Here is a 25,923-nt window from a genome sequence, read left to right as displayed (position 1 = left end):
AGAGTGTGATGCAAGCTACCAAAAAAGAGCTTATCTACGAAGGCAAGGGCAAAAAGATGTGGTCGATTAACGAAAGTGACGACCTTTTGATCTCGGAATTTAAAGATTCGCTTACGGCGTTTAACGGCGTCAAAAAAGCCGAAGAGAGCGGCAAAGGTGCGCTGAATTGTAAAATTTCGACGCTGATTTTTGATCTTCTTAAAAAGCACGGCATCGCCACCGCGCTTGTTGAGACGATCAGTCCGACCGAGCAGCTCGTAAAAAAATGTAAGATTTTCCCTCTTGAGATCATCGCTCGTAATATCGCTACCGGCTCGCTTACAAAGCGTCTGGGCATCAAAGAGGGCACGAAGCTTCCGTTTACGCTGGTGGAGTTTTGCTATAAAGATGATGAGCTGGGCGATCCGATCCTAAACGACGAGCATTGCTTGCTGCTTGGCGCCGTAAAGAGCCAAAGCGAGCTTGACGAGCTCAAAAAGATCGCGCGCAAGATCAATGGAATTTTGATTAAATTTTTCGACGAGCGAAATTTAAAGCTCGTGGATTTCAAAATCGAGCTTGGCAGGGATAAGGACGGAAATATCCTGCTTGCAGACGAGATCAGCCCCGATAGCTGCCGCTTTTGGGACAAACAAACTGACAAAAAGCTCGACAAGGACGTATTCAGGCAGGATCTCGGTAGCGTAAAAGTGGCCTACGAAGAGGTCTTGCGTAGAATTTTGGGATAAGCGATGAAGGTAATCGTAAATGTAAGACTTAAGCAGGGCGTGCTAGATCCGCAGGGCAAGGCGGTTTTGCATGCCCTCGCTTCGCTTGGATTTAGCGGCGTGCGAGATGTGCGCGTAGCCAAACAGATCGTCCTTGAGCTAGATGGCGAGGATAGGGATAAAATTTATGCCGATGTCGCTAGAATGTGCGATGAAATTTTGGCAAACACCGTCATCGAAGACTACGAGATCGTGATATGAAGGTAGCGATCGTCAATTTCCCAGGCACCAACTGCGAGCGCGACACCAAATACGCCTTTGATAAGCTTGGTTGCGAAACGCAGATAATCTGGCACAAGGAAGACAAAATAAACGCCGATCTGATCGTGCTTCCCGGCGGCTTTAGCCACGGAGATTATCTGCGGACGGCGGCTATTGCCAAATTTAGCCCGGTGATGAAGGCGGTTCTCGCTCATGCTGCGCGCGGCGGCTATATCCTAGGCATCTGCAACGGCTTTCAGATGCTTTTGGAGCTAGGCTTGCTCGCAGGCGCGATGAATAAAAATATAAATTTAAGCTTTATCTCAAAATTTCATAATTTGCGCGTCGTTTCAAACGATAATAAATTTCTGCACTGTTGCGATAAGGGCGAAATTCTAAATATCCCGATCGCGCATGGCGAGGGTAACTATTATGCGCCTGCGGATACGCTAAAGTCGCTATACGACGAGGACTGCGTGCTTTTGAAATACTGCGATGCAAACGGCGCGGATCTAAATCCGAACGGCTCAGTGGACGCAATCGCGGGGATTTGCGATAAAAACAAAAAGATTTTCGGACTGATGCCGCATCCTGAGCGCGCGATAGAGCCTATTTTGGGCGGCACGGACGGAGAGAAAATGCTAAAAGGCTTAATTTGCTAAAAAGAATTCTTACTATTTTAGGTGTCTGCACGCTCGCGTTTGCTGCGCCAGAGATTGAGATCGATTCGCTTGACGATCTAAGTAAATATGCACCGAAAAAAGCTGAGGATAAGCCGGACGAGCCGCAGACGCGCGATAATTCCAAGGTTATGCTGAAATACAATAAAAAAGAGGTTATGTCGATGGATAATCTAAGCATCGACGATCTCAAAGCTTTGGCGCCTACTAACGAAGTCGATCTGGACGTATCCGACGATAAGGTCTATCAGGACATTAAGCCCAAAGAGCTTACGCTAAAAGCTAGCGGGATGCCTAGGAAGGTGTATTGCAATCAAATTTTTAAGATTGATTTCGCCGTGTATTTAGGGCAGAAAATCACCGTTAAGCCAAAGCTAGAGATCAGCCGCACCAATGGTATGAAGTGGCTTAATGCTGACAATCTTACGTGGATTGAGGGCGACGAGATGTTTGAGACGACGCTGTGGTTTGCGGCAAGTGATAAGAGCGATAAGATAAATGAGCTCGTTTTGACGCTGCAGCGTAACGGAGAATTCTTTGAAAAAAGCTCCATCAAACCTGATAATCCGGAATTTATAAAGCTTGATACGAAGCCTAATTTTTCGCATATCGTAGCCGACGAGCTAAAACTTAAAAACTACAAAACTACCAAATTTGACGACGCTTCAAATTTACTCACGCTCGATCTTGGTATCCGAAACGGCGCAATCAGCGCTTTTAGTATCGATAATCCAGCCATTATCAAGCAGGGGGTGGACTCAGTACGCGGCACATACGCGAGCCAGAGCGGATATTATTTTGCCGTCGTGGATAAAAATATCACAAATTTAGACTTCAGCTATTTCAATCTTAATACTAAAAAATTTGAAAATTTCGGTCTTGAGCTTAATCCGCGCGCTGAGGATCTTAGCACGCAGATCGGTCTAAATCCGAAAGAGAGCAAGTTCGAAGCCTACAAGCAGATCGCGATCTACACACTAGCTGCCGTGCTTTTGGTGATGTTTCTACTTAGTAAAAATATCACGCCGCTCATCTTTGCGGTGCTGATTTTGGCGGTAAATTTCTACGCGCAAAGGCCTTACGGCACGGGCAGTATCGCGCAAAATTCCCCGGTTAGAATTTTGCCTATGCAAAGCTCCACCGTGTTTTACGTGACTAAAAATCCCGAAAAGGTTGAAATTTTGGGTACGAATAAGGAATTTTATAAAATCATGCTGGGCGGCAACAAGATCGGCTGGGTTAAAAAAGATGAGCTTAGCAAGGATTAGAGCGCTATTTTACGCGATTTGGTTTATTTTTACCGTCGTTTGCGTCGTGATCGCCATGGCGGTGAAAAACTCCTCTCATCGCCGCTTTCGCCGCATTTGGGGGCGCTTCCAGCGCTACGGTATTGGATACGATATACAGATCATAGGTACCCCCGATCCGCGCGCGCAGCTAGTAATCGCCAACCACCAAAGCATAATGGATATCGTCGTGCTCGAAGAAACCCACCCCGCCGATATCTGCTGGATCGCTAAAAAGGAGATCGCAGACATCCCTATTATCGGCAAAATCATCACTCTTCCGAAGATGATCCAAGTCGATCGCTCAAATCCACGCGATCTGGTGCGGATCGTGCACGAAGTGCAGCAGCGCGTGAGCGAAAGGCGCGTCATCACGATGTTTCCAGAGGGTACCAGACATCGCGGCACGCAGCTTTTGCAATTCCAAAGCGGCGCTAAAGCGATCGTTAGTAAGCTCGGTCTGCGCGTCCAGCCAGTGGTACTCATCGGCACGCAGCACATCGCAAACTCTCACGATTTCACCGTCCACAGCGGACACGTCAAAATCATCTACCTAGACCTGCTCGATACGAGCGATAAAGATTGGCTGCAGCACGCCAGAGAGGCGATGCAAGCAGTAATCGACGAAAACGAAACCGCCGAAGCATAGTCGAAATTTATAAATTTATTGATCAAATTCAAACGCGACTTTTGTTAGTTCGCGCGATTTCTGTGCGCTAGCGCGTTTATTTGCGCTTTGATTTGCGGCGGCAAAATTTTATAAAATTTTATCCGCTCGTGTTAGGCAGCGTGGAATTTTAAAATTTCGTTCGTGCGCGCGGACGATGAAATTTTAAAATTTTATCTATGCGCTCAAGTAGTGGAATTTTAAAATTTCATCTAAACTACAGGCGGCGAGCTATCGGCGAGAGACCCGCAAGAAAACAGCGCCTGTATAAAAGCGAAATTTTAAAATTTGCGCGGTGCGGCAAGATGGAATTTGGCGTATATTTAGCCATTTGCGCAAATGGCTAAACGATTTGTCGCAAGAGCAAAAGACGGCGGCAACCCGCAAGCGGTCTTAAAATTTTAAATTCTTAAGGAGGAGAGAATGGCGTTTGTTACAGAACGTATTTCAAAAGAGGATATCGAGAAATACGATTTGCTAAAACCGAGCAATGAGATATGCGAAAAATATTATCAGGGCGAGCTTGATTGGGCAAACTTAAATTCAAGAGACTGGTGCATAGATAGAGAAAGAGGCATTTGGCTTTTTCCTGTGCGCGTGATCACTATTGGAGATCCTAGAGATATGGAATTTAGCGGTGAATATATATGGCTTTTGCATTATAGAGGTAAAGATATAGAGATCGATTTAAGAGATATAAACAACGAAAATACTGGTAAAAAAGTTACAGATAATCCATTTAGAATAATATATGAACTAGAATCTATAAGAAGCGATATTGGGGATATACCGAAACACGAGATTGTGGATATTTTAAAAGAAATTTTAAATGAATATGGTGATGGAGGATCTATTATCCCAAAAGAAAATATTCAAGTAACTTTCGTATCTAAAGTTTAAAGAAAAGGGGATAAAGTGGCGTTTGTTACAGAGCGTATTTCAAAAGAGGATGTCGAGAAATACGATTTGCTAAAACCGTGCAATGAGATATGCAATAAGTATTATCAGGGTGAGCTTGATTTGGTAGATTTAAATTCGAGAGATTGGTGCATAGATCGAGATAGGGGCATTTGGCTTTTTGTAGTACGCAGTATCACTATCGGAGATCCTAGAGATATGAACTATAGCGGCGAAGATATATGGATCTTGCACTACAAGGGTAAAGATATAGAAATCGATCTGAGGAATATACATAATGAATATACAGGTAAAAAAGATACGGATAATCCGTTTATACTAATATATGAACTGGAATCTATAAGAAGCGATATCGGGGATATACCAAAGCAAGAGATTGTGGATATTTTAAAAGAAATTTTAAATGAATATGGCGATGGAGGATCTATTATCTCAAAAGAAAATATTCAAGTAACTTTCGTATCAAAAATTTAAAGAAAAGGAGATAAAGTGGCGTTTGTAGCGGAGTATATTTCTAAAGAGGATATTAAGAAATATGATATTATAAATCGTGTAGATCAGCGCTTGGCAAAATATCATTATGATCCACAGGGGCCTAATGAAATAAAGTGGTTGGACTGGGTCATCGACAGGCAAAGAGATATTTGGCTTATTTTTGTTTGTAGCCCGCATCTGCCTGATCCAAGAGACGGATATACTGGAGAGGAGATTTGGCTGCTTTATTATAAAGGTAGAGAAATCGAGCTTGATATTAGACGGGTCTATGACGAAACTACCAGTAAAATGCTCGCAGATAATCCGTTTTTTATCAAATATAAGCTAGAAAATATAAATTCTAGTATTGACGGAATTTCGTTAGATGAACTTTATGGCGTCTTGAATGAGGCTTTAAAAGAATATGGCAATCGCGGTATTGACGGTAGAGAAAATTTACCAAAAGAGCATGAAGTCGTAACTTTTCTGCACGATTAAGAATGCTTGCGTGTATTAGAATTTCGGTCGGAATTTTGTTTTGAAAATAGGAGAGAAAGATTGATGAAATTTTAAAAACAATTCAAACGGTGTCGTTTATTATGTTTTTTGCACCGATATGGGCTTTCATAGCTACTCCGTCATTTGATTTTTGGAAAGACTCAAAAGTAGATGAGTTTTTTAAATTTGCCGCTATGAAAAGAGATATGAAACTTTTAAATGATGAGAGATACCAAAAGCCTCTAGATCGTAAAATTATTTGGCTTTACATAGCCTTTGAATTTTGCTTGGGGCTTAGTGTATATTTAGGCATTTTCGGGCTTATCGTAAGTACGATTTTGCGGATAATTTTTTAAAAAATTATGGACAGTAAGGCGGCTAAAGTAGTGAAATTCCAAAAGCAGCCAAATAGACAAATAGATAAAATTTTGAAATTTTAAAATCCCGTCCGCTTAAATCAGCGTCGGCTTTAGCTTGCGTGCCGAAAAGTCGGGCCTCTCGCCGCGAGCTAGAGCGATGAGCTCATCCGTCGCGATTAGATAAAAGCCCGCGAGATCTCTGCCGAAAAGCCTTTGGATTTCATCGCTTCTGCCGTCTAAAAAATCAAGCGCGAGCTTGGAATTTACTAGCAAAAAATCGCTTCCGCTGTCAAACGCGTCAAATAAAATTTCGCCCCCCAGCCGCAGCGCGCACTCCCGCTCCCGCTCGTATATCTGCGCTCCAAGCGGCGCGCCTTCACATTCAAAGTGCACGATCTGCGCGCCCAACCTGATAGCGAGCCCCTCCGCAGCCTCGTCGTACCACACGGCGACGTTAAAGCCGCTAAAATCGTGCTTCGCGCCCGCTGCGTCAAATTCCGCCATGCTCTGCGCGCTTAAAATTTTATTGCTGCGCGCAGGCTTAAATTTTAAAATATCGCAAAACGCCCTGTATGCCGCGCGGTCGTCAAACTCCATCCCCACGGCGTCGCACTTCGTAAAATACGCTATCTGCGGCTCGATGATCTCCAAAATCCTCATGCGCTCGCTCGGGTGCGTCTGCATCAGGCGGTGCGCGAAGATAAAGGCGCTGTTGCCCAAAAACTCCCGTGAGCATGCGGGGATTTTCGTCGAGTAAAAATAGGGCGCGAGGCTTTTGTAAAACTCGAAATCAGAGACATCTGCGATGTTTTCAAATGCTTTAAATTTATCCAAAAACGCCCTCGGCTCGCAGCGTAGATCTTTAATTGCCTCTTTTTCGCTAAGAGGCGCGATGATTAGCTCGCTTCCAAAGTGCGCTATGAGCGTATCCAGCGGCTCTTTTACGCTCACCGTCGTGCCGCCGATTTTTACAAATTCCACTCCCTGCGCGCTGAAATAGGGGTCGTGCGCGCAGATGTCGTCAAGCAGTGCCGCAAGATCGGCAAAGGGCGCGCTTTCATAAACATAGGGCTTGAAGTAGCTTGCTACGTCGCAGCGGGGATCAAAGCGAAAGAGCCTGATTTGAAGCATTTTTCATCCTTTTTTTATGGCGAATGATACTAGAATTTGCCTTAATAATGAGTTTTTTAGGCTCAATTTTATAAAATTGCGCCTTAGATTAACGCAAAGGCCGGCTATGAAAAATTTATACACCCTAAATCACGCGCCGATAAATGCGCATTTTAGTAAAAACTCAAGCGATTTCGTCGTGCGCGAAGTGCCGCTTTACGAGCCTAGCAATGAGGGCGAGCACTGCATTTTGCTGCTGCAAAAAAAGGGCATCGGCACGCACGAGGCGCTGCGGATTTTAAGCGAACGCACGGGCGCTAAGATGCGCGAGTTTGGCTACGCGGGGCTTAAGGACAAGCAGGGCCTTACGACGCAGCACGTTAGTATGCCCGCTAAATTTGAGCCTGCGCTGGGCGGATTTTCGCACGAAAGCCTTAAAATTTTAAGCGTGCAAAGGCACAAAAACAAGCTTAAAATCGGACATCTAAAGGGTAACGACTTTTTCATCCGCCTAAAAAAGGTCCTACCGCCCGACGCCGTCAAGCTCGCAGCCGCGCTAGATACGCTAGGGCGCGAGGGCTTTGCGAACTACTTCGGCTATCAGCGCTTCGGTAAGTTCGGCGACAACGCGGCTCAGGGCGAGGAGGTGCTACGCGGACAGAGACGGCTTAAAAATCCCAAAATGCGCGACTTTCTAATCAGCGCCTATCAGAGCGAGCTTTTTAACCGCTGGCTTAGCAAGCGGGTCGAAATTTCAAAATTTGCGGCGGAATTTAGCCTTGGCGAGTTTGCTAAAATTTACGGACTAAGCAAGGAGGAGGCGCGCGAGATCGCGGCTCAGCCGCAGTTTTTTAAGCTTTTAAGAGGCGAGATTTTAGGACACTTCCCGCACGGCGCGTTTTTTAGCTGTGACGATCTTGGCGCGGAGTGCGAGCGCTTCGCGAGGCGAGAAATCACGAGCGCTGGCCTTATCGTGGGGCGAGCGAAGCTGCGAGCTAGCGGGCTTGGCGGCAGATTTGAAGATGAAATTTTCACGCCCTCGCGCGAGTTTGAGGCGCAGATGAACGGCTCGCGCAGGTTTGCATGGAGCTTTATGGAGCGCGTACAGCATGCCTACGATGCGCAAAATGCGCATTTTAGCTTCAGTTTTTACCTGCCGAAAGGCTCTTACGCGACGGTCGTTTTGGAGGAAATTTTGCACCGAGATATATTCGAAGGCGCCGCGACGGACGAGGATTGAGCCGCATCGCGCCGCGAAGTAGGGCTCATGCTACGCCATGTCACGCTCCATGTTAAACTGCGCCGCACTGCACAGCGCGGAATTTTGTGAAATATTAAAACCGACTACGTGGATTTAATTTATGCGGCAGATAAAATTTTATGAAATTTCGTAAAATTTTATCGCAGTAAGCGCGCCGTTTTGTCTAAGCCATAGAATTTAAAATTTTATTCTGCTCGGCCGTAGGTAAAATTTGCTAAATTTCACCTTTTTATAGTTGCCCAAATTCATTTTCGTCGACAATCAACAAAATATTATTAAGCTTAAAATCGCTTAAGTCTTTTATCTACTATTGCCCGTTTACAATATTTTCAAAAAAATTATTCTCTTCCCAAAAGTAGCATTCTAACATTTTTAAAATTCCATTTTCCAAAAGAACCATTGCTCCTCCAATGTTTTCATCAGAAAGCGTTAAATTTACATTGCCGACAAAGCCGTTGTTTTTGCTTTTTTCTAATATTTTTTTACACTCGAAATGGCAATAATATCCGGCTGTCGAAACCTCTCTTTTTGTAATTTCTGAATTTTCAAACTGCTCATAAAGCGCATAATCGCCTAAATCATCACTTATTAGCTTAATAATTTCAGCTTCGATATTTGCAATATCTGTAAAATTATCGAGGGATAAACATCGTTCCGATTTTTGGTTTTCCATTTTTTATAACTCCACGTACAGTAATTTCATAGCCCTTAATATTAACTTTATAGCCATTAGTAAAATTATTTGGCAACTTACCATTTGCCATATCTTTTTCAAATTCTTTAATTATAGCATTATAAGCTTGTTGTTGATTGTTTTCAAATTTATTTAAAAAATCATCTAATTTATGCTCTTTTTTTGTTAAAGATGTGATTTAATTTATTAGCTTCTTTATCGTCGTCATCCTCCGGCGGCAATGGTGCATGCTGGAGTTTATACTTGCTCACGCCAAAAATTCCACCCCTTAAATTCCGCGAGTCCTGAAATTTAAGCCAAAAAAGCTATAATTGCGCTCGGGTGTGGCGTGCGGTCGCTCCGCAAGGAGAGGAAAGTCCGAGCTGCGATAAGACAAGGTTGCGTCTAACGGACGCCGGGGGCAACCCTAGGGAAAGTACAACAGAAAGCAAACCGCCGCGCAAGCGGTAAGGGTGAAAGGGTGGGGTAAGAGCCCACCGCGCGCGTGGAGACACGGGCGGCAATGCAAACCCAACCTGCAGCAAGAACGGGTGGTTTCGTCTTATATTCGAACCGTTCGCTCGAACCGATTTGCAAAAATCGGTCTAGATAAATGACCGCTGTAACGGAACTCGGCTTATAACCACACCTATTTTTACGCCAGATTTATTTACTTGGAATAAGGAAAAAATTTTGAAAAGCTTAATTTTATGCAGCGCGCTTTGCGCCGTCGTTTTAGGGCTCGGAGGCTGCGCGGGCTCCGATAAATCTATAATCTTGCAGGGCGACGCTCACGATCGCGCTTGTGCAGAGGTTTATGAGCGCTACAAAGAGCTTGAGGCGGAGCTCTTGGCGGTCGAGGATCGATACGCAAACCCAAGCGTTGCGAACGATTATATACAGGCTTACGACGAGTACGAGCGCACCATCGCCTACTACAATAAAAATTGTGCGACCGATAAATAAATTGCGCAGATTGAGCGTGATTTGGTATAAGCATGGCTGCGGGCAGCGGCGCAAAGCACTTAAAATTTTATAAAATCTCTAAAAACTATTGAGAGAATTTTACGCGAAGCAAAAAGCGTCTAAAATTTATTTCTTACGCTTGGATCTAGCGATATAAAGTCGCGGTGTGAAGCATGGGCACGATGCCTATTCATGCTCGCATTTAGCTTGGCGCGCCAAGGTTGTAGTAAAATCGTATTACGACACCACATACTCGTGCCGCATTGGCTAAGGAGCGCGCAATTTATTAGTCGAATCGGCGCGAACTTCCAAAGTCGCACCAAAATTCCGTCAAGTGGAGTTGGCTGTTGTGCCCATTTATGCGTCTGCTAAAGCCTTGCAGCCTCAAAATTCCGTCACGTGGATTTGATCGCCATCTGGGCGCTTGGATCGATCGTAAAATCAGGTCTCAAAAATCCTGTTACTCGGTTTTGGCCTGCTGCGCGGTTTTCGCGGTGTATAAGAGCGATAAAACGAGATAGTTAGGGTAGCTTTAAGGCGCAGTGTGATTTTTTTTTGCTTGCGCATGCGGCTTTTAGGCGCTTGGTAATTTCAGTTTACTCGCAGAATTTTAAGATGTGCGGTTTTTTGAAACTATAGCAGCGGGATTTTGGGTTTTTAGCGCGAAAGTATTTGGCGGATTTGCTGCAGTACTATGGCTTTGATTTTTGTCGAGAAATTTTAGAATTTTACGATTTCGCAAGAAAATTTTGTGTGTTTTGGCGCCGCGTCGAACTTAAAATTTTATCTTGCCGCCGCGTAAGATTGCGCGTCTAATCTTTCCATTTTTTTTTAAATACGGCGTATGTTTTGAGATTCGCGTCCGTTTTTAAAATTTTACTCCAAATAAACGCCGAATTCACAAAATGAGCCGCCCGGCGATAATTTTAGAAAGCCGTGCAAGCCTGCAATGCAAAAGCTAAAGCTTTATGATAGGCAGAGTTTAAGGCCTTTATCGATAATTTAGCCGCTTAAAATGCTGCTGCATTATAGTGCGCCAATGAGCTCTAGGTACCGCATTATGCGCTACGGTTTGCCCGCCTCATAGTTCGCTAAAACGCTCAAAGCGGGCTTTTAGAGATTTTGCATTTTTGTTTAAAAGCTCTGCTTGCGCGGCGAGCTTATCTGCGTATGTTTGAAGCGCCGTCGCATACTTAGCATGCGCATCAAAGTCCGATTTTAGCGCGTAAATTTCATCTTTTACCGATTTGATATTTTGCGCGAGCACCTCGTCTTTTATGAAGGTGCGGATCGTGCCTAAAAGCGCCAGCAGCGTCGTGGGCGATGCCGCAAAAATGCCGATTTGCGCGCAGTATTCAAGCACCTGCGGCAGCCTCTCGCAGACATATACAAAAACCGCCTCACTCGGCACGAATAGCACCGCAAACTCCGTGCTAAGAGGCGGTATGATGTATTTTTCCGCGATATCTGCGGCGTGCTTTTTCATATCAGCGGCGAGTTGCTTATCCGCACTAGCAAGCGCTGCGGCGTCGTTTGAGGCGGAGGTGGCGATTATCTTTTCATAGCTTTGAAGTGGAAATTTTGAGTCGATGCAAAGAATTTTTTCTTTTGCGATATGCAGCGCGCAATCTGCGATTCTGCCGTTTGGTAGGTGCTTTTGCAGCTCGTAAAACGCGGCGTTTTGCCCATAGATCATCGATAAAATTCTCTCTAGTCGGTACTCGCCGAAGTTGCCGCGTAGTTTGACATTACCTAAAATCGAGTTTAGCCTTGCGATTTCGTCGCGCACCTGCAGTGAAGTTTTATTTTGCTCGCTCATTCGCGCTAGATTTTCCGCTATGTCCTTAAAGCCGCGATCCAGCGAGCTTAAATTCTCGCTAAGCGCGCTATTTTGGCGCTGCAAGCCTTCGCCCAGGGATCTATTAAGATAATAGAGCTTATCGTTAAAGCCGTCGTTTAGGCTTTGATTTAGCTTAAAAAGCTCGGCACTTGCTCTCGCACTTTGAGCCGTGAGCCTTTCGCTTAAAAGCTCGCTAAGCGCGGAGTTTGCATCACTTATGCGGCGGTTTTGTAGCACGAGCGCGATCAGCAAGGCAAGTACTAGCGCAGCAAAAAACGCAAACGCCGCGAGCAAAATCCCATCAGCGCCCATTTTCTTGCACGCTTTGCGGATCTAAAATTTCATTTTTATAGCGCAGATATTCGATGTCGTTGTTAAGCGCGCGATTTTCCTCAAGCAGAACCTCGTGCTTGGTGCGAAGCGCAGCGATGTCGCGGCTGATGTAATAAATTTCGTTGCGGATGTAAATCGCCGGCACAGTCAGCAAAAACGCAAATCCGATCAGCAGATAAACGACTAAAAGCTGATAAAGCGTGAGATTTTTCTCCTTTTTTTTCTCGGCGTCGTAGTTGCGTAGTAGCTCGTCCTGCGCGCCCGCAAAACTGCCGTAACCGCGCCCTGCAGCAAGGCTTGCATAATCATGCGCGCCCAGATCCGCGTAATTTTGATTTTGCGTGCTTGCAAAGTTCGCATCTGCAAACGCCGCGTAATCCGCCTTGCCGACAAAATTGGCATCTGCAAAATCGCCGTAGCTCGCTCCGCTGGAATTATCGCTGCCGCGAGTGGCTGAAATATTTGCGTCGCCGCGTCCTTTGAATTTTACTTTGCTGCTTTTATTAAATTTTGTTCCGCCGCTTTCGGAATTTAGATAGTTTGAGGCGCTTGTGAAGCCTGAACTTTCGAATTCCAAGCCGGTAAAATCGTCGTAACCGCCCGCTGAACTCGCGTAGTTTCGTTTTACGGAAAGATCCGCGGCAAGCTTATCCTCTAGCTCCTCATCCGTCAGATCCTCCATAGCTCGTCTTTTCGCAAGCTCTATGCCCGCTAGATCAGATGTCCCTGCGAAGTCGTGCCCGTCATCGTCGTCGGCAAAATATTCATATTTATTCATCTAAAATCTCCATAAATTTAAAACCACGATTCTATTTTTACTTGCTGCCAAAGCGCCTGCGTCAAGATAAATTCTGCTCGAAGCTCACAGCTAGCGTGTACCTAGCAATGGGCCGTTAAGGTAAAATTTAAAAGCAAAGCTACGAGCAAAATTTTTCTTTGCAATTTTACCTCGGTAAATGGAATTTTATCTTAACTCACGAAATTCTATCTCGGTCAGCAAAATCAAAATTTTACTTTAGCGGGCTATTGCGTTTATTTATCTGGCTCTTTGCACGATATTGTATAGCAGCAGAAGCTTCAAAAGAAGCATCGCGTTAATTTAGCTCGCTTTTTGCACCGCCTGCTTGGGAAATTCATTTTGACAGGTAAAAATCGAGCTCACCTTACCGAGATTGACTATTTATAAAATTTTTGTCAAATCGTCTGAAAAACCGTTAGAATTTTACTGAGCCTTCGACTCTGTGCCTATGCTACCGCCTAGTCCATAAAAACATGCAGCAGTTAAATCTCATAAAATTATACGTTAAATATAGCGTAAAATTCAACGTTAAATTTTTCGCTAAATTTTATAATTTAGCTATTAGGTACTCAAAATAGCACTGAAAAATATCATAAATTCTAAAGCGAATCTTTGAAAGCTGAATTTCAAAATTCCGTAAAATTTTAAAATTTAATGCCTGCAAATCTGTAAATTTTACAAAATTTCGTCAAAATTTAAAATTCATAGCAAGCAAAGGCGGTTATTTCAGTCGAAAAATTCTTAGCTTTGCGCTCGCTGCTCGCGAGTTTTGCGCGAGTTCCTGCGCATCCGCCGTTAGCGGGCTTTTTGTCAAAATTTTCCCTAAAGAGTGATCTCCGCCGCATTCGCAGCGCATAAACTCGCTAGGGCAGACGCAATCACGTTCCCACGCCTTAAATTGCTCCTTTACTATGCGGTCTTCAAGCGAATGAAACGAGATTATAGCGACAGTTGCATTAGTTAGAATTGAATCGCGCGATTTTTGCTCAATGAGCGTGAGCAGGCGTTTTAGCTCGCCAAGTTCGTCGTTTACCTCGATGCGGATCGCCTGAAATGCTAGCGTAGCCGTGCTGATGCTGCGCCCTTTAACGGGCTTCGTTCCGATTAAATTTGCCAAAGCTTTAGCGCTTGTTAGTGGTGCGTTAGTTCGCGCAGTAGCTATTTTAGCAGCGATTGCGTTAGCGTTTGTTAGCTCGCCGTATTCGCGGAAAATGCGCGCCAGATCCGCTTGTGAGTAGCGGTTTACGACATACGCCGCATCTAGCGCTGCGCTCTCGTCCATTCGCATATCCAGCGCGTCGCTTTTAGTGGAGAAGCCGCGGCAGTTTTTATCCAGCTGAAGAGACGAAACGCCGATGTCAGCCAAGATCCCGCGAACTGCGCGGAGTTTTTGCTCGGGCAGAATTTTTAAAATTTCGCTAAATTTTGCTTTGTGGATTTCTATGCGATCTTTAAATTTACTAAGCCGCTCGCGCGAAAATTCTATCGCTTCGGCATCTCTGTCGCAGGCGATGAGTTTAAGGTGCGGATTAGCGGTTAAAATGCCCTCGCTATGCCCTCCGTAGCCTAGCGTGCAGTCGATAACATAGCCGTCTTCAAGCTGCGAAAATGCGGCGATCGTTTGCGAAAAAAGCACCGGAATATGTGGAGCTTGCACTTAAATTTATCCTTTTGAAATTTCTAATCCTATATAATAGCGAAATTTTTTACAAAGGCGAGAGATGGACGAGTATTATTATGAAATTTTACGAAAAATTTCGCTTTCGATGTTTAGAGATAGGCTTTTTGGGATCTTTCACGGCTCGATTTCAGCAAAAATTAAAGAAAATCAGTTCTTGATCAACAAAAAAGACGCGATTTTCGATAGCCTGGATAGGGATGATTTTATAACGCTGTTTTCAAAAAAAGACTACCGCTGGCAGGATGCTAGCATCGATAGTGACATACATATAAATATCTACAAAAATATAAAAGAGGCGAAATTCGTAACCTACGCGACACCGCCATATCTCGTCGCATATACGCTGGAGCATGATTTTATTTTGCCGCGAGATTACTTTGGGGCGAGCAAATTTAAGCGCATTGAAATTTACGATCCTAAGAGCTACGACGACTGGCACGAGCGTGCGCCGTACGAAATTTGTAACTATATGATAAATGAAAATAGCGATATAATGGTGATTCGCGGCTATGGGGTTTTTGCTCATGCAAGGAGCGCGCAGCAAATGGCGAAAAAAATAGCGATTTTAGAAATGAGTTCAAAGCTGCTTTTGCTAAGCTAAGATTAATGTATACCAAATCATTTACTAACGCGTTATAATTCGCTAAAAATGCCTATTTTTCAGCCTTACATAAGGTTTTATCTGTATAATTACTAACAAAAAATTTCTTTAGTTAGCTATTTAAGGATTTAGATGATAGAATGGATGCAAAAGCATAAGAAGTCGCTTATACCGACGATCTGGATAAGCACGATAGCTTTCGTGGGCGCAGGCTTCGTCGGCTGGGGCGCATATGATATGAACGCTAACCGCGCAGGCTCAATCGCTAGAGTAGGGCAGATCTCCATAACAAATCAAGAACTAAACACAAAATACTCCGAACTATACAACAGGCTGAGTGCTATGAGCGATGGGCAATTTACTCAAGAACAAGCTAAAAATATGCATCTAGATCAGATCGCAGTAGATCAGCTAATCGGCGAAGCGTATTTTCTAAATTTTGCTAAAGATTTAGGCATTCAGGCTAGTGATAAAGATGTCGCGGAGTTTGTAGTGAGCTCGCCGAATTTCCAAGAAAACGGCGCGTTTAGTAAGGAACTTTACGATAATGTCGTAAGGAATTCAGGACTTACTAAAAAGGAATTTGAGCGCAATCTACAAAAGGTCCTAACTTTAGAAAAGCTCGGCAAAGCACTAAAAATAACACCTAGCCCTAAGATAGTAGAAGCGTTCGCGGCATCGCAGCTGATGCAGGATAAGGTTTCTGCAGAGATAATCTACGCCGATGCTAATGTCACTTTTAGCGACGACGAGCTAAAGAAATTTTGGGAAGGCGAGAAATCGCACTTTATGACTGAGAAAAAATATACTCTCGGAGCATATTTTGTGGCGCCTAGTAAAGCCGATGTGAATGAGACCGAATTAAGTAAATTTTACAAAGAGCACAGAGGCGAATATAGAAGCTTAGATGATAAATTATTGGATTTTGCAGAAGCCAAGCCCGATGTCTTAAAAGATTACCGAATGGATCAGGTTAAAAAAGACGCTACAAAGGATTATCTGGAGATTAAAAAAGGCAAGCTCGATACTAATGAAACTATAGTTGCTACGGCTAGCAATTTTCCAATATCTGAGATTGAGGTTGCAAAGCCAGGAGATGTCATTAAGCCTTTCGAGTACAAAGGCGGATATTTGATTGCTAAACTTAACGGCGTAGAGCAGCCTAGGCAGATGAGCTTTGAAGAGGCTAAGTCTTTGGCTTCTAAAGAATTTGAAACGAAAAAACGTAAAGAGCTACTTGAAAAAAGAGCTCAAGATGCGCTTAAAAATTTCAAAGGCGAAGATTTCGGGATGCTATCTCTTAATAGTAAAAATAATACCAAGCTAAGTGATGACGAATTTTATAAATTTCTTATCGATATGTTTAATAAGCCTGCAAAAGAAGGGATAGTGATGTTTGATAACAAAGCCGTAGTGTATAAAATTTCACAGCAGAGCCTAGGCAACAGCGAAGAGATAGATAAAGAAAAAGCGATCGTAGCCGATAGGATAACCGCGTTATTAAATTCCAATCTCCAAGACGATCTAACCAAAATGCTAGAAAAGCGCTATAAAACCGAAAGATATTTTAAAGGTAAAGACAGTGAGTGAGTATATTTTAGGTCTAGATATAGGCTCGACTAAAATTCGCGCGATAATCGCTAAAAATGACGGCATTTTTACGGTCTTAGGCGTTGGCGGAGCCGATACTTTAGGTATCAAAAAGGGCGTCATAACAAACATAGAACAAGCCGCGGGCTCAATAAAGCAGGCGGTGAAAGCAGCGGTAAAAGGCGCTGGCAGAAGCTATGATAAAGCCATTATATCGATCTCTGGCTCATATGCCAAAAGCGTTAAATCTCGCGGTGTCATAACTATGGAAAATGAGATCGGACTAGATGAAATCAAGCGCGCCATGCAGGTTGCTGAAGCGCAAGCAAATGTGCCTAGCGATAGTGTGATTTTACATGTGCTTCCGTATGATTTTAGAGTCGATGAGCAGGAGCACATCGAAGACCCCCTTGGTATGAGTGGCACGCGTCTAGAGGTATCTACCCATATCGTCATCGCGCCGGAAAGCTCTATTAAAAATTTGAAAAAATCCGTTGAGATGGCGGGCGTAAAGGTCGATAACATCGTCCTTTCAGGCTACGCATCTTCTATATCTACGCTTAGCAAGGATGAAAAAGAGCTAGGTGTCGTACTGATCGATATGGGAGGCGCCACATGCGATATAGTCATCCACCTGGGGAATTCCTTGCGTTATAACGATGTTGTGATGTTTGGCTCTAATAACGTTACTAACGATCTATCGCGCGCCCTACATACGCCGCTTCCGTATGCGGAAAACATTAAAATTACCTATAACGATCTAATTAATCAAGGCAATAGCGAAGTTGAATTGCCTGCTTTAGGAGATAGCGAATCAGAAAACCACATAATAAGCCTTGAGATCATCTCTCAGGTCATCCTCGCTCGCGTTAAAGAGACCTTTGATATGATAGCCGATAAGATCGAAAGAAGCGGCTATAAAGACCGCATAGGAGCGGGTATCGTCATCACGGGCGGCATGGCGAAGCTGGACGATGTGCGCGATTTAGCGGCGATAGTTTTTGATAACACTTCCGTTAGGGTTGCAAGAGCAAAGAGCGTGGGCGGCCTGCACGAGATCGCCGACGATATTTCAAATTCTTGCGCATTGGGACTTTGCATGTATGGCTTTGGCGAATTTACCCCTTACGAGATGGACTCTAACGGCAAACTCCGCTACAAAGACGAAGTTATAAACAAGGCTCCGAAACGAAATGTGAACGAATATTATGAAAAAGAGGTCAGCAAGGCGATAGAAAAAGAGGGCGTCAGAGCGGATAGCGGTGTGGCCAAGAAGGAGGATCTAAATATCCAACTTCCCAAAAAAGACGGACAGAATTTTTTCAATAAAATTTGGTCGTCTATGAAAAATTGGTTTTAAAATTTAAGCTAAGGAGATACTCGTGAAAGGATATAGTATGGAAGAAAGAAAGGGCATCTACGGTGCCAAGATGAAGGTTATCGGCGTCGGCGGCGGCGGATGCAACATGATAAATCATATGATCCGCGAAGGATTTACCAAAACCGACGTTGAGCTTATGGTGGCTAACACCGACGCACAGGCGTTAGAAAAGTCTATTGCAAATACTAGAATTTTACTAGGCGAAAACACCACCAAAGGACTTGGCTGCGGTATGGATCCAGCGCTTGCTAAAATGGCTGCGGAGGAGAACTACGACGATCTTAAGGATCGCTTGGACTACTCCGACATCGTTTTTGTGGGCTCCGGTCTGGGCGGCGGTACCGGCACTGGCGCTGCGCCTATAGTCGCTAAAGCTGCGAAAGAGAAAAAAGCGCTAACTATCGGCGTCGTTACCACCCCTTTCGGTTTTGAGGGTAAAAAGCGCATGAGATTAGCACAAGAGGGTCTTGAAGAGCTTAAAAAAGAGTGCGATTCCATAATCGTTATCCCAAATCAAAATTTATTAAAGATCATCGATAAAAAAACCGGCCTAAAAGATGCCTTTAAGATTGTAGATAATGTCCTATTCCAAGCCGTAAACGGTATGATCTCCGTGATCTTAGAATCGGGCGATAGCGATATCAACGTCGATTATGCCGACGTCAAAAAAGTAATGACGCACCGCGGTTTGGCGCTTATGGGTATCGGCGTTAGCGAAGGTGATGGCGCGGCAGAAGAAGCACTAAAAAGTGCGATCCAATCCCCGCTTTTGGACAATACCTCCATCCACGGCGCTATGGGCGTGTTGGTGCATTTCAAGATGTCGCCTGATTGCTCCTTGCTTGAGATCGAATCTGCGATGAATATCATCGAAGATACCGTGGATAAGGATGCCGACGTTACCTGGGGCACTACCACCGATCCTAAGATGGAAAATAACCGCGTCGAGGTTACTCTCATCGCCACTGGCTTTGAAAGGAGCATCGAAGAAAAAAAGCAGGTCGCCAGCGATAACGTAGCGGATCGCAGGAAGGCACTTTTAGAGAGCATGGGTCGAAATTCTATCTTTTCTAGACAAAAGGTAAGTAGCGGCGATTTTAACGGAGACGAAACCTACGACGAGCTCGATGAGCCCGCATTCTTACGCAACCAGATGGACTAAATGCGCAGACGAGATAGGCAGCTAAGCGAAGATGAGGCGTTAAAAATCATCGACGAGAGCGAATATGCTACGCTTAGCTGCATAGACGAGAGCGGCGAAATTTTTAGCGTGCCTATCTCGCCCGTGCGCGATGCAGACATTATTTATATCCACGGCGCGCCTGCCGGTACAAAGGCGAAACTCTTTCAAAACGGACGCGCGGTAACGGCTGTTTTTGTTAGCTACAACCGCGTTCCTACCCCAAGCGACGAAGAATACCGATCTATCGCAAACGACGCTGCCGCTTTAGGCTCTAGAGTTTATACGACGGAGTACCGTAGTGCGATCGCCGTTTGTGAAGCAAACGAAGTGTTAGATGACGAGCGTAAAATTTACGCCCTGCGGATACTTTGCGAAAAATACACCCCAAACTATATGTCGCGCGTGGAGTTCGCCTCCAGAGCATCATTAAAGCGCACAAAAATTTACGAACTCAAAATAAAATCCATAACCGCAAAGGCTAAAATTTTATAGAATTAAATTTGAGAAATCTAAATTTTAAATTGCTTGATTTCTTAAAATTTTAAGTTTGAATGTTAGGCAAATTTTAATCTGGAATTTCGTATCGCAAAATTTTAAAGCGTAAAAATTTGGCGCCCTTTATCGCGCGGCTCATCGAAAGTGCGCTGCTGGAGGTTGATGGCGGCGTGATCGAGGCGGCGAAGAGCTTCGGTGCGAGCAAGACGCAGATAATCTTTCGCGTAATGTTCGTCGAGGCGCTACCTAGTATTATCGGTGCGATTACTCTGACGCTCATCGTCATCATCGGATTTACGGCGATGGCTGGCACGGTCGGCGGCGGCGGGCTCGGCGACGTGGCGATCCGCTATGGCTTTCAGCGCTTCCGCCCCGATATAATGGCATACACCGTCGTGATCCTGATCGTGCTCGTGCAGATAATCCAAAGTATCGGAAATTTGCTTTATAAAATTACGAAAAAGTAGGGAGCATATGGGCGGCGGAATTTTGTGATTAAATTTTGCCCGCTTCGATTTTTGTCGTGAAATTCTGCTCTTGCTTTGAAATTTCATCTTTGCTTGAGACTCTACTCTTACTAGCGAGATTCGGCATTCATTCGCAAGGCTCCGCTTTCACTCATTTGATTGCACTTTTGCCGTAAATTTTAAATTTGAAATTTCGTATCGCAAAATTTTAAAGCGGCATAGAAAGCATAGAATTTTATGAATCGTCTTGTGGCGCTTGCGGTAAATTTTACGCGGGCGGATACAGCGCGTTTAATAAGATCGTTATCGCATAAGAGCGAAGCTATGAAATTTATCTAGTGCGTAGTGTCTAAATTTAAAAAGGGGCGAGAAATCTCCCGCCCCTGAAATTTTAAGTATAGGATTTGATTTTATAGATGTGTGAGTTAGAGCTTGCTTGCCCCTTAAAATTTAGAACATCACCTCAAACCCTGCATTGATAGCACCGCCTCTTGTTTTGCCTACGTAGCCCTTGCCTCCTAGGTTAAAGATAAGGTTCTTGCTCTCATACTTATAGCCCGCTTCAAATACTCCGGTTGAACCTTTTAGGCTAGGCTTAGGAGCGTCAAGTCCCATAGTAGATGCTTTGGCATCTCCGCTAAACTCATACTCGTATGCGCCTCCAAAGTATAGGTTATGCTCATCTTTTAGATTTATAGTATCTCTAAGACCAGCTCTTACTCTATTAGATGTAATGCTATCAAAGTGATATCTCTCACCAGAGCTTATAGTAGCATCTGCATCATCCGTGTAAGCATATAGCCATTTAGTATAAACGTCTAGCTTGTTTCTTTGGCTTAGATCAAAGATCTGACCTATTCCTATATGAGTAGCCATATAGGTTGAGCTTATATCAAACTTCTCATTATGAGCTAATACTCCAGGAGCTATGGCATAGGTCCAGTCGTTACTATTGTAGTCGCTGCTTATCTTACCTACGTGAAAGCTTGCATCTAGATAGGTACCACTAGTAAAGTTTTGCTTTAGCATCAAGCCTCCGCCTATATACTCGCTATCTCCGTCTGCATGTAGGCCATTATCTAAGTAGCTATCGTAGTTTGCTCTTCCATATTCAACGAATACTCCGCTTAAGATATCTCCTGCGAAATTCTCAGTTAAGCTAGCAAGTCCTGCTGCAACGCCATAGCCTTTGGAATTTACGTGCGAGCCTGTCTCATACCTTAGATCATAAGCTTCGCTTATAGCAAAAGGAAATAGCTCTAAATGACCATCAGGTATTAGCTTATCTAGGTAGTTGGTGATTAACTCGCTTCCGCTCTTTAAGCTAGCTAAGCTTGCGGCACGAGTTTCTGCGAAGGATTTGGTATCGTCTTTTACCCTTCTTTTGCCGCTAAATCTAAGATCTAAAGCTCTTCCGTTTGCATCTACCATACCGTAGGTCTCATACTCTATGGTAGCTCCTTGCTGGACTCTTGTTTGTAGATGCGAAGGATCAGGAAGTAGTAATCGTCCGCTTCCTTGCTTATCGATTAGGTGGATAGTGCTGGTATCTCCTACATCTGTATTACCGCTAATGTAAGCGGTGATCTTACCTCTCATATTGCTTAGATCAGTATTGGCTGTAGGATCGGTAAGCTTAATCATAGAATCGCCGTCTTTAATGGTAGGAGGCATAAAGATATTGATATCGTCAAACCCTCCGATATTCTTAGCTGTTATAGAGTTAGGAGCTGCCGGATTGGCAGTATTTTTACCTACGTTTAGAGTGCTTCCCGCTCCGCCGGTGATATCTCCGATATTATTGCCGCCGGTTAAATTTACGGTAGAGCCATTGCCGCCGTTGATATTTAAGCCGTTGAAATTAGTAGGACTGTTTGGATTTTCATTAACTACGTTTATTACAGGGTTTGGGATAGGATTGTATCTATTGATCTCATCGTTTCCAAACTCGCCGCCGGTGATATTTCTAGACGTAAGCTTGCTTCCTTGAATCAAGATAGATTGATCGTCGCTGCTCTTAATTAAGCCTTTTAGCATTATATCGTAGGTGGTAGAATTTTTAAGCGTAAACTCTTGGGTTGTTTGCTTAGCCTTCTCAGTAAAATTCGTAAAGGTATTGCCTGTATTGTGGATAAGGTGATACTCTTTACCCTCTTCGATATTAAGTGAGCCGTAGGTATCTTTATCTACGTTGTACTCTTCACTGCCAAGTTTAAATTTAGCGTCATTAATGTCCGTATCGGCATTAGTAGTTAAATTTAAAGCAGCAGTTGCAGCACTTCCATTAGTAGCTGCGGTAACCCCGTCGAAGTTAAGAGCATTGAAATTCTTAATATCGCCTGCGGTTTTTTGAGTGGAAGCATTATTTACGTTAAGAGTGTTGCCACTATTATTACCTCTTGCGTTAGATGCATCGTCTGAGCCGCTAATAGCATTTACTACGCTTCCTGCATTGAAATTTACTACGTTGTCGTAAACCCTACCGCTACCTTTAGAAGCACCGGCAAAAATCTCTTTAGTATCAGCACCATTAATGTTTACGGTGTTATTAAATACGTCATCCGTGCTGCCGCTTAGTGTCGCACCGCCGTAAACGGATTTAGTGCTTAGATCGCCTGCAGTAGATACGATATTTACGGTATTGCCTTTATTATCAAATAGTGGCGTTCCGCCTTGATGCGCGTTATCAGCTTTATTCTTAGTTAGCTCGTTGCTATCAAAGTCGTTGTCGTTCCAAGCATCGGTAATGGTGCCTTCTCTATAGATAAGCTCTTTATTGTTATTTTGCTTTCTAAAGGTCTCGCCGTCATATTGATAGTGAGCGTTGTCTATAATGTTATAGACTTGCTCTTTTTGAGTGGTTTTATCTTGGAAATTTATAGCAGCGTTGCCTTTAATTAGGGTATAGTCCTTATCTTTTTGGGCATTATTTATCTTAACATCGGTATTGCTTAGATCAGTAAGATTGCTGCCAGTTAGCTTAAGAGCCGGATCGCCGTTGTAACTATTAGGCATATTGAAATTTAACTTGCCAACGCCTACGATATTTTTAGCTTCGATAGTACCCGGTACTAAAGAGCCATCTTCTTTGCCTACGTTTACGGTATCGTCAGCATCTCCTTTGATAGTGCCTATGTTTTTACCATCTACTAAAGTGACTTTAGATTTAACGCCAGGAGTATTTGAAGTATCGATGTCAAGTCCTTCAAAATCTTTATTAGCTCCCGGAGTTTTTCCTACGTTAATATTAGCGCCATTGCTTAGATCAGGAGTATATTTGCTAATCTCTTCGTTATCGAATTTGCCGTCGCTAGATATATTTCTACCTGTAAGCTTTTTGCCTTGAACTAGGATAGATTGATTGTCGGCACTTTGGATTAAGCCTTTAAGGTTAATCTCATAGCTACTCTTACCGGTAATGGTAAACTCATTATCCGTTTGCTTGGCTTTTTCTTTGAAGCCTGTAAAGGTATTGCCGGCATTATGGATTAGATAATACTCCTTACCCTCCTCGATATTAAGCGAGTGGTAGGTATCTTTATTTACGTCATACTCTTCGCCATTTAGTTTAAATTTAGCGTCATTGATGATATTAGTATCATTAGTAGTAGTTAAATTTAAAGCAGCGGTTGCAGCGCTTCCGTTAGTAGCTGCGGTAACTCCGTCGAAGTTAAGATTATTGAAATTCTTAATATCGCCTGCGGTTTTTTGAGTGGAAGCGTTATATACGTTTAGGGTGTTATTTGTGCCGCCTGCACTGGATAGACCGTAGATAGTTTTACCGACTTTACCACCATAGAAATTTACGGTATTACCGCTGCCGCTAGCAGCATCTGCTGCGTAGACATTGCCAGTGACTTGCGTACCACTTAGATTTACCGTGCTGTTTGTCGCAGAGCTGCTAGCCTTTGAGCCGTATACATCGCCGCCTACGCTACCGCCTTGTAGATTTACAATGTTTTTAACTGCATTGCCGTTAGCTGTCTGTGCGCCGTAGACATTGCCGTTAATGGTGGTATCATCAGTGGTTACCGTATTGTCGTGAACGTTTCCATTAACGTTATAGCCTGCACCGATATTTCTGTTTACTACCGCACCTTTTGAAGTTTCTTCAAAGCTTAGATGGTTGTTGTAAACATCTTGGGTTCCGCTATCACCATAGCCTGCATATACATCGCCAAATTCCGTTCCGCCTTTTATCGTAGTGTAGTTATTGTGGATAGTATTAGGCGTATCAGTATCTTTGACGTCGGCTCTGCCCGAGCTTATGTTTTTGCTGCCTAGATTACCTGCGCCCTCTTTTACGATTACGGTGTTGCCTTTATTACCGAATAGCTTATGAGCGTCTGCTTGGGCCGCATTGCTAGCTTGATTTTTGGTTAGCTCGCTGCTATCGAAATCGGTATCGCCCCAAGCGTTGGTAATGGTGCCTTTTTTATAAACAAGCTCTTGATTGCCGTTTTCTCTTCTAAAAGTCTCGCCATCATACTGATAGTGATCTTTGTCTGTAATAGTATAGGTCTGGTTTTTTTGGACGTCTCTATCGTTGAAATTTATAGTGCCGCCATTAGTCTTTTTGACGAGTGTGTATGTGGTGCCGTCTTTGGCATTATTTACATTGACGTCAGTACCGGTTAAATCCGTAAGCCCGTTGTCGGTAAGTTTGATCGCAGGATTACCTCCATTATAGTTGTTAGGCAAATTGAAATTTATCTTTAGTTTGCCGGGGCCTGATTTTTCGATATTTTTTGCAGTTATATTGCCCGGCACTAGCGGATTGGCACCGTCTTTACCGACATTTATCTCGTCATTGCCATCAGCTTTTATCGTGCCTATATTATTGCCACTTACTAAATTTATCTTAGCGTTATTAGTACCGGTCATATCGATATCTAGCCCGCCGAAATTCTGCGGTGCATTTGGATCTTCACCTACGTCGATAACAGGATCGCCCGCAGGACCGGTGTATTTGCCGACTTCGCCGTTATCGAATGCTCCATCGATAGTGCGGTCGGTTTTCTTTTTACCTTGGATTACGATGGATTTTCCGTCATCATCTTTCATCAGACCTTTTAAATTCATCGAGTAGGTAGTGGCATTTTTGATCGTAAATACGTTATCGGTGCGCTTGGTCGTTTGTGTTTCGTCAAAACCGGTAAATCCCTTTTCATTATGGATCAAATAGCGCTTCTCGCCATCGCCTATCGCATAAGTATCTACATTATAATCAGTGCCATCTAATTGGAATTTGGCGTTATTGATATCGGTTTGAGCTCCACCCGTGATTTGAAGAGCGGCTTTGTTTGCATCGGAATTCGCATTTGATATATGCAAGAAATTTAAAACATCAAATCTAGCGATATTACCCGCTTTATTAGGAGCAATGGCGTCTGAGGCATTTATCAAGGTATTGCCGCTACCGCTACCGCTACCGAATAATCCGTAAATCGTGCCGGTAACGGTGCTATTCGTTAAATTTACCGTATTGTCATTGCTGCCAGCAGTGGTAGCTTGCGCACCATAAACTACTCCGTTTATCGTGGAGCCTTGCAAAATTACGCTGTTATTGGATGCAGAGCCCGCCATAGCGTTACCGCCTTTTACTTGGCTATTTCCATTGACTGTAGAATTTACCAAGGATAAGGCGTTTTGTACGGCATTGCCGCTTGAGGTAGTTCCGCCCGAAACGTGGT

Annotated in this window: 22 protein-coding genes, 1 other RNA gene and 1 pseudogene; 18 read left to right on the top strand and 6 right to left on the bottom strand. The window is 43.8% G+C overall.

The annotated features are described in order from the left end of the window. Nucleotides 1-8 precede the first annotated feature (8 nt). From purC to CGRAC_RS06690, 9 genes are all read left to right on the top strand, one after another. Nucleotides 9-728, top strand: a complete 720-nt coding sequence (gene purC, locus CGRAC_RS06730; protein WP_005869082.1) for a phosphoribosylaminoimidazolesuccinocarboxamide synthase — start codon at nt 9-11, stop codon at nt 726-728. A 3-nt stretch (nt 729-731) separates the two neighbouring features. Beyond that, a complete protein-coding gene (gene purS / locus CGRAC_RS06725; RefSeq protein ID WP_005869081.1) occupies nt 732-968 on the top strand; it encodes a phosphoribosylformylglycinamidine synthase subunit PurS in 237 nt (78 codons plus the stop codon). Next, nucleotides 965-1,630 (top strand): phosphoribosylformylglycinamidine synthase I, encoded by a 666-nt coding sequence (gene purQ / locus CGRAC_RS06720; RefSeq protein WP_005869080.1) that lies wholly within the window; start codon nt 965-967, stop codon nt 1,628-1,630. The genes purS and purQ overlap by 4 nt, the downstream gene beginning before the upstream one ends. After that, entirely contained in the window at nt 1,624-2,916 is a 1,293-nt protein-coding gene (locus tag CGRAC_RS06715; RefSeq protein ID WP_005869079.1) for an SH3 domain-containing protein, read from the top strand. The genes purQ and CGRAC_RS06715 overlap by 7 nt, the downstream gene beginning before the upstream one ends. Further along, nucleotides 2,897-3,583: a lysophospholipid acyltransferase family protein gene (locus tag CGRAC_RS06710; protein ID WP_005869078.1), complete on the top strand. Its 687-nt coding sequence runs from the start codon at nt 2,897-2,899 to the stop codon at nt 3,581-3,583. Before CGRAC_RS06715 ends, CGRAC_RS06710 begins: the two co-directional genes overlap by 20 nt. 441 nt (nt 3,584-4,024) lie before the next feature. Further along, a complete protein-coding gene (locus CGRAC_RS06705; RefSeq protein ID WP_005869076.1) occupies nt 4,025-4,501 on the top strand; it encodes a hypothetical protein in 477 nt (158 codons plus the stop codon). 15 nt (nt 4,502-4,516) lie between these two features. Then, entirely contained in the window at nt 4,517-4,993 is a 477-nt protein-coding gene (locus tag CGRAC_RS06700; protein WP_005869074.1) for a hypothetical protein, read from the top strand. 15 nt (nt 4,994-5,008) lie between these two features. After that, nucleotides 5,009-5,491: a hypothetical protein gene (locus tag CGRAC_RS06695; protein WP_005869072.1), complete on the top strand. Its 483-nt coding sequence runs from the start codon at nt 5,009-5,011 to the stop codon at nt 5,489-5,491. Between the two features lie 101 nt (nt 5,492-5,592). Continuing rightward, on the top strand, nt 5,593-5,847 hold the full coding sequence (locus tag CGRAC_RS06690; protein ID WP_005869070.1) for a hypothetical protein: 255 nt from the start codon (nt 5,593-5,595) through the stop codon (nt 5,845-5,847). 96 nt (nt 5,848-5,943) lie between these two features. Here CGRAC_RS06690 and CGRAC_RS06685 read toward each other — a convergent pair whose 3' ends face one another. Next, nucleotides 5,944-6,981, bottom strand: coding sequence for a hypothetical protein (locus CGRAC_RS06685; RefSeq protein ID WP_005869068.1), 1,038 nt, complete (start codon nt 6,979-6,981; stop codon nt 5,944-5,946). 106 nt (nt 6,982-7,087) lie between these two features. Between CGRAC_RS06685 and truD the strand changes: the two genes are divergently transcribed. After that, nucleotides 7,088-8,200 (top strand): tRNA pseudouridine(13) synthase TruD, encoded by a 1,113-nt coding sequence (gene truD / locus CGRAC_RS06680; protein WP_040303190.1) that lies wholly within the window; start codon nt 7,088-7,090, stop codon nt 8,198-8,200. A gap of 328 nt (nt 8,201-8,528) precedes the next feature. Here the strand turns inward: truD and CGRAC_RS06675 are convergent, their stop codons facing one another. Next, nucleotides 8,529-8,894, bottom strand: coding sequence for a hypothetical protein (locus CGRAC_RS06675; RefSeq protein ID WP_005869065.1), 366 nt, complete (start codon nt 8,892-8,894; stop codon nt 8,529-8,531). Between the two features lie 339 nt (nt 8,895-9,233). On the opposite strand from CGRAC_RS06675, the gene rnpB reads away from it, so the two are divergent. Beyond that, nucleotides 9,234-9,550: RNase P RNA component class A (gene rnpB, locus CGRAC_RS11270), an RNA gene on the top strand. Between the two features lie 37 nt (nt 9,551-9,587). Beyond that, nucleotides 9,588-9,860: a hypothetical protein gene (locus CGRAC_RS06670; protein WP_005869064.1), complete on the top strand. Its 273-nt coding sequence runs from the start codon at nt 9,588-9,590 to the stop codon at nt 9,858-9,860. Between the two features lie 1,081 nt (nt 9,861-10,941). Here CGRAC_RS06670 and CGRAC_RS06665 read toward each other — a convergent pair. The 3 genes from CGRAC_RS06665 to rsmH form a co-directional block, all read right to left on the bottom strand. Next, nucleotides 10,942-12,012 carry a DNA recombination protein RmuC gene (locus tag CGRAC_RS06665; protein WP_005869061.1) on the bottom strand — a complete coding sequence of 357 codons (1,071 nt, stop codon included), beginning with the start codon at nt 12,010-12,012 and terminating at the stop codon, nt 10,942-10,944. Beyond that, nucleotides 12,002-12,811: a hypothetical protein gene (locus CGRAC_RS12850; protein WP_005869060.1), complete on the bottom strand. Its 810-nt coding sequence runs from the start codon at nt 12,809-12,811 to the stop codon at nt 12,002-12,004. The genes CGRAC_RS06665 and CGRAC_RS12850 overlap by 11 nt, the downstream gene beginning before the upstream one ends. Before the next feature lie 742 nt (nt 12,812-13,553). After that, nucleotides 13,554-14,489 carry a 16S rRNA (cytosine(1402)-N(4))-methyltransferase RsmH gene (rsmH, locus tag CGRAC_RS06655; RefSeq protein WP_005869057.1) on the bottom strand — a complete coding sequence of 312 codons (936 nt, stop codon included), beginning with the start codon at nt 14,487-14,489 and terminating at the stop codon, nt 13,554-13,556. Nucleotides 14,490-14,553: 64 nt separating this feature from the next. Here rsmH and CGRAC_RS06650 point away from each other — a divergent pair, with 64 nt between their 5' ends. From CGRAC_RS06650 to CGRAC_RS06625, 6 genes and pseudogenes are all read left to right on the top strand, one after another. After that, complete coding sequence (locus CGRAC_RS06650; RefSeq protein ID WP_005869054.1) at nt 14,554-15,114, top strand: class II aldolase and adducin N-terminal domain-containing protein; 561 nt, start codon at nt 14,554-14,556, stop codon at nt 15,112-15,114. A gap of 132 nt (nt 15,115-15,246) precedes the next feature. After that, nucleotides 15,247-16,704, top strand: a complete 1,458-nt coding sequence (locus CGRAC_RS06645; RefSeq protein WP_005869052.1) for a peptidylprolyl isomerase — start codon at nt 15,247-15,249, stop codon at nt 16,702-16,704. Continuing rightward, nucleotides 16,697-18,064 (top strand): cell division protein FtsA, encoded by a 1,368-nt coding sequence (gene ftsA / locus CGRAC_RS06640; RefSeq protein ID WP_005869051.1) that lies wholly within the window; start codon nt 16,697-16,699, stop codon nt 18,062-18,064. The genes CGRAC_RS06645 and ftsA overlap by 8 nt, the downstream gene beginning before the upstream one ends. Before the next feature lie 22 nt (nt 18,065-18,086). Next, a complete protein-coding gene (gene ftsZ, locus CGRAC_RS06635; RefSeq protein WP_040303139.1) occupies nt 18,087-19,247 on the top strand; it encodes a cell division protein FtsZ in 1,161 nt (386 codons plus the stop codon). After that, nucleotides 19,248-19,760, top strand: a complete 513-nt coding sequence (locus CGRAC_RS06630; RefSeq protein WP_005869047.1) for a pyridoxamine 5'-phosphate oxidase family protein — start codon at nt 19,248-19,250, stop codon at nt 19,758-19,760. Between the two features lie 119 nt (nt 19,761-19,879). Continuing rightward, a pseudogene (locus CGRAC_RS06625) lies at nt 19,880-20,230 on the top strand (ABC transporter permease subunit); the annotation flags it as partial. Between the two features lie 450 nt (nt 20,231-20,680). Here CGRAC_RS06625 and CGRAC_RS06620 read toward each other — a convergent pair. Next, entirely contained in the window at nt 20,681-25,867 is a 5,187-nt protein-coding gene (locus CGRAC_RS06620; protein WP_156187203.1) for an autotransporter outer membrane beta-barrel domain-containing protein, read from the bottom strand. Nucleotides 25,868-25,923 lie beyond the last annotated feature (56 nt).

This window comes from Campylobacter gracilis (assembly GCF_001190745.1).
Taxonomy (GTDB): domain Bacteria; phylum Campylobacterota; class Campylobacteria; order Campylobacterales; family Campylobacteraceae; genus Campylobacter_B; species Campylobacter_B gracilis.
The sequence above is the reverse complement of the archived record's forward strand: the minus strand, read 5'-3'. Positions and strand labels throughout refer to the sequence as shown.

What these genes read in the sequence shown, in the direction of transcription:
- CGRAC_RS06645 (WP_005869052.1), top strand. Translation starts at nt 15,247, where the DNA reads ATGATAGAATGGATGCAAAAGCATAAGAAGTCGCTTATACCGACGATC.
- purS (WP_005869081.1), top strand. Translation starts at nt 732, where the DNA reads ATGAAGGTAATCGTAAATGTAAGACTTAAGCAGGGCGTGCTAGATCCG.
- CGRAC_RS06710 (WP_005869078.1), top strand. Translation starts at nt 2,897, where the DNA reads ATGAGCTTAGCAAGGATTAGAGCGCTATTTTACGCGATTTGGTTTATT.
- CGRAC_RS06630 (WP_005869047.1), top strand. Translation starts at nt 19,248, where the DNA reads ATGCGCAGACGAGATAGGCAGCTAAGCGAAGATGAGGCGTTAAAAATC.
- CGRAC_RS06690 (WP_005869070.1), top strand. Translation starts at nt 5,593, where the DNA reads ATGTTTTTTGCACCGATATGGGCTTTCATAGCTACTCCGTCATTTGAT.
- CGRAC_RS06705 (WP_005869076.1), top strand. Translation starts at nt 4,025, where the DNA reads ATGGCGTTTGTTACAGAACGTATTTCAAAAGAGGATATCGAGAAATAC.
- purC (WP_005869082.1), top strand. Translation starts at nt 9, where the DNA reads ATGCAAGCTACCAAAAAAGAGCTTATCTACGAAGGCAAGGGCAAAAAG.
- CGRAC_RS06650 (WP_005869054.1), top strand. Translation starts at nt 14,554, where the DNA reads ATGGACGAGTATTATTATGAAATTTTACGAAAAATTTCGCTTTCGATG.
- CGRAC_RS06685 (WP_005869068.1), bottom strand. Translation starts at nt 6,981, where the DNA reads ATGCTTCAAATCAGGCTCTTTCGCTTTGATCCCCGCTGCGACGTAGCA.
- purQ (WP_005869080.1), top strand. Translation starts at nt 965, where the DNA reads ATGAAGGTAGCGATCGTCAATTTCCCAGGCACCAACTGCGAGCGCGAC.
- CGRAC_RS12850 (WP_005869060.1), bottom strand. Translation starts at nt 12,811, where the DNA reads ATGAATAAATATGAATATTTTGCCGACGACGATGACGGGCACGACTTC.
- truD (WP_040303190.1), top strand. Translation starts at nt 7,088, where the DNA reads ATGAAAAATTTATACACCCTAAATCACGCGCCGATAAATGCGCATTTT.
- CGRAC_RS06675 (WP_005869065.1), bottom strand. Translation starts at nt 8,894, where the DNA reads ATGGAAAACCAAAAATCGGAACGATGTTTATCCCTCGATAATTTTACA.
- CGRAC_RS06665 (WP_005869061.1), bottom strand. Translation starts at nt 12,012, where the DNA reads ATGGGCGCTGATGGGATTTTGCTCGCGGCGTTTGCGTTTTTTGCTGCG.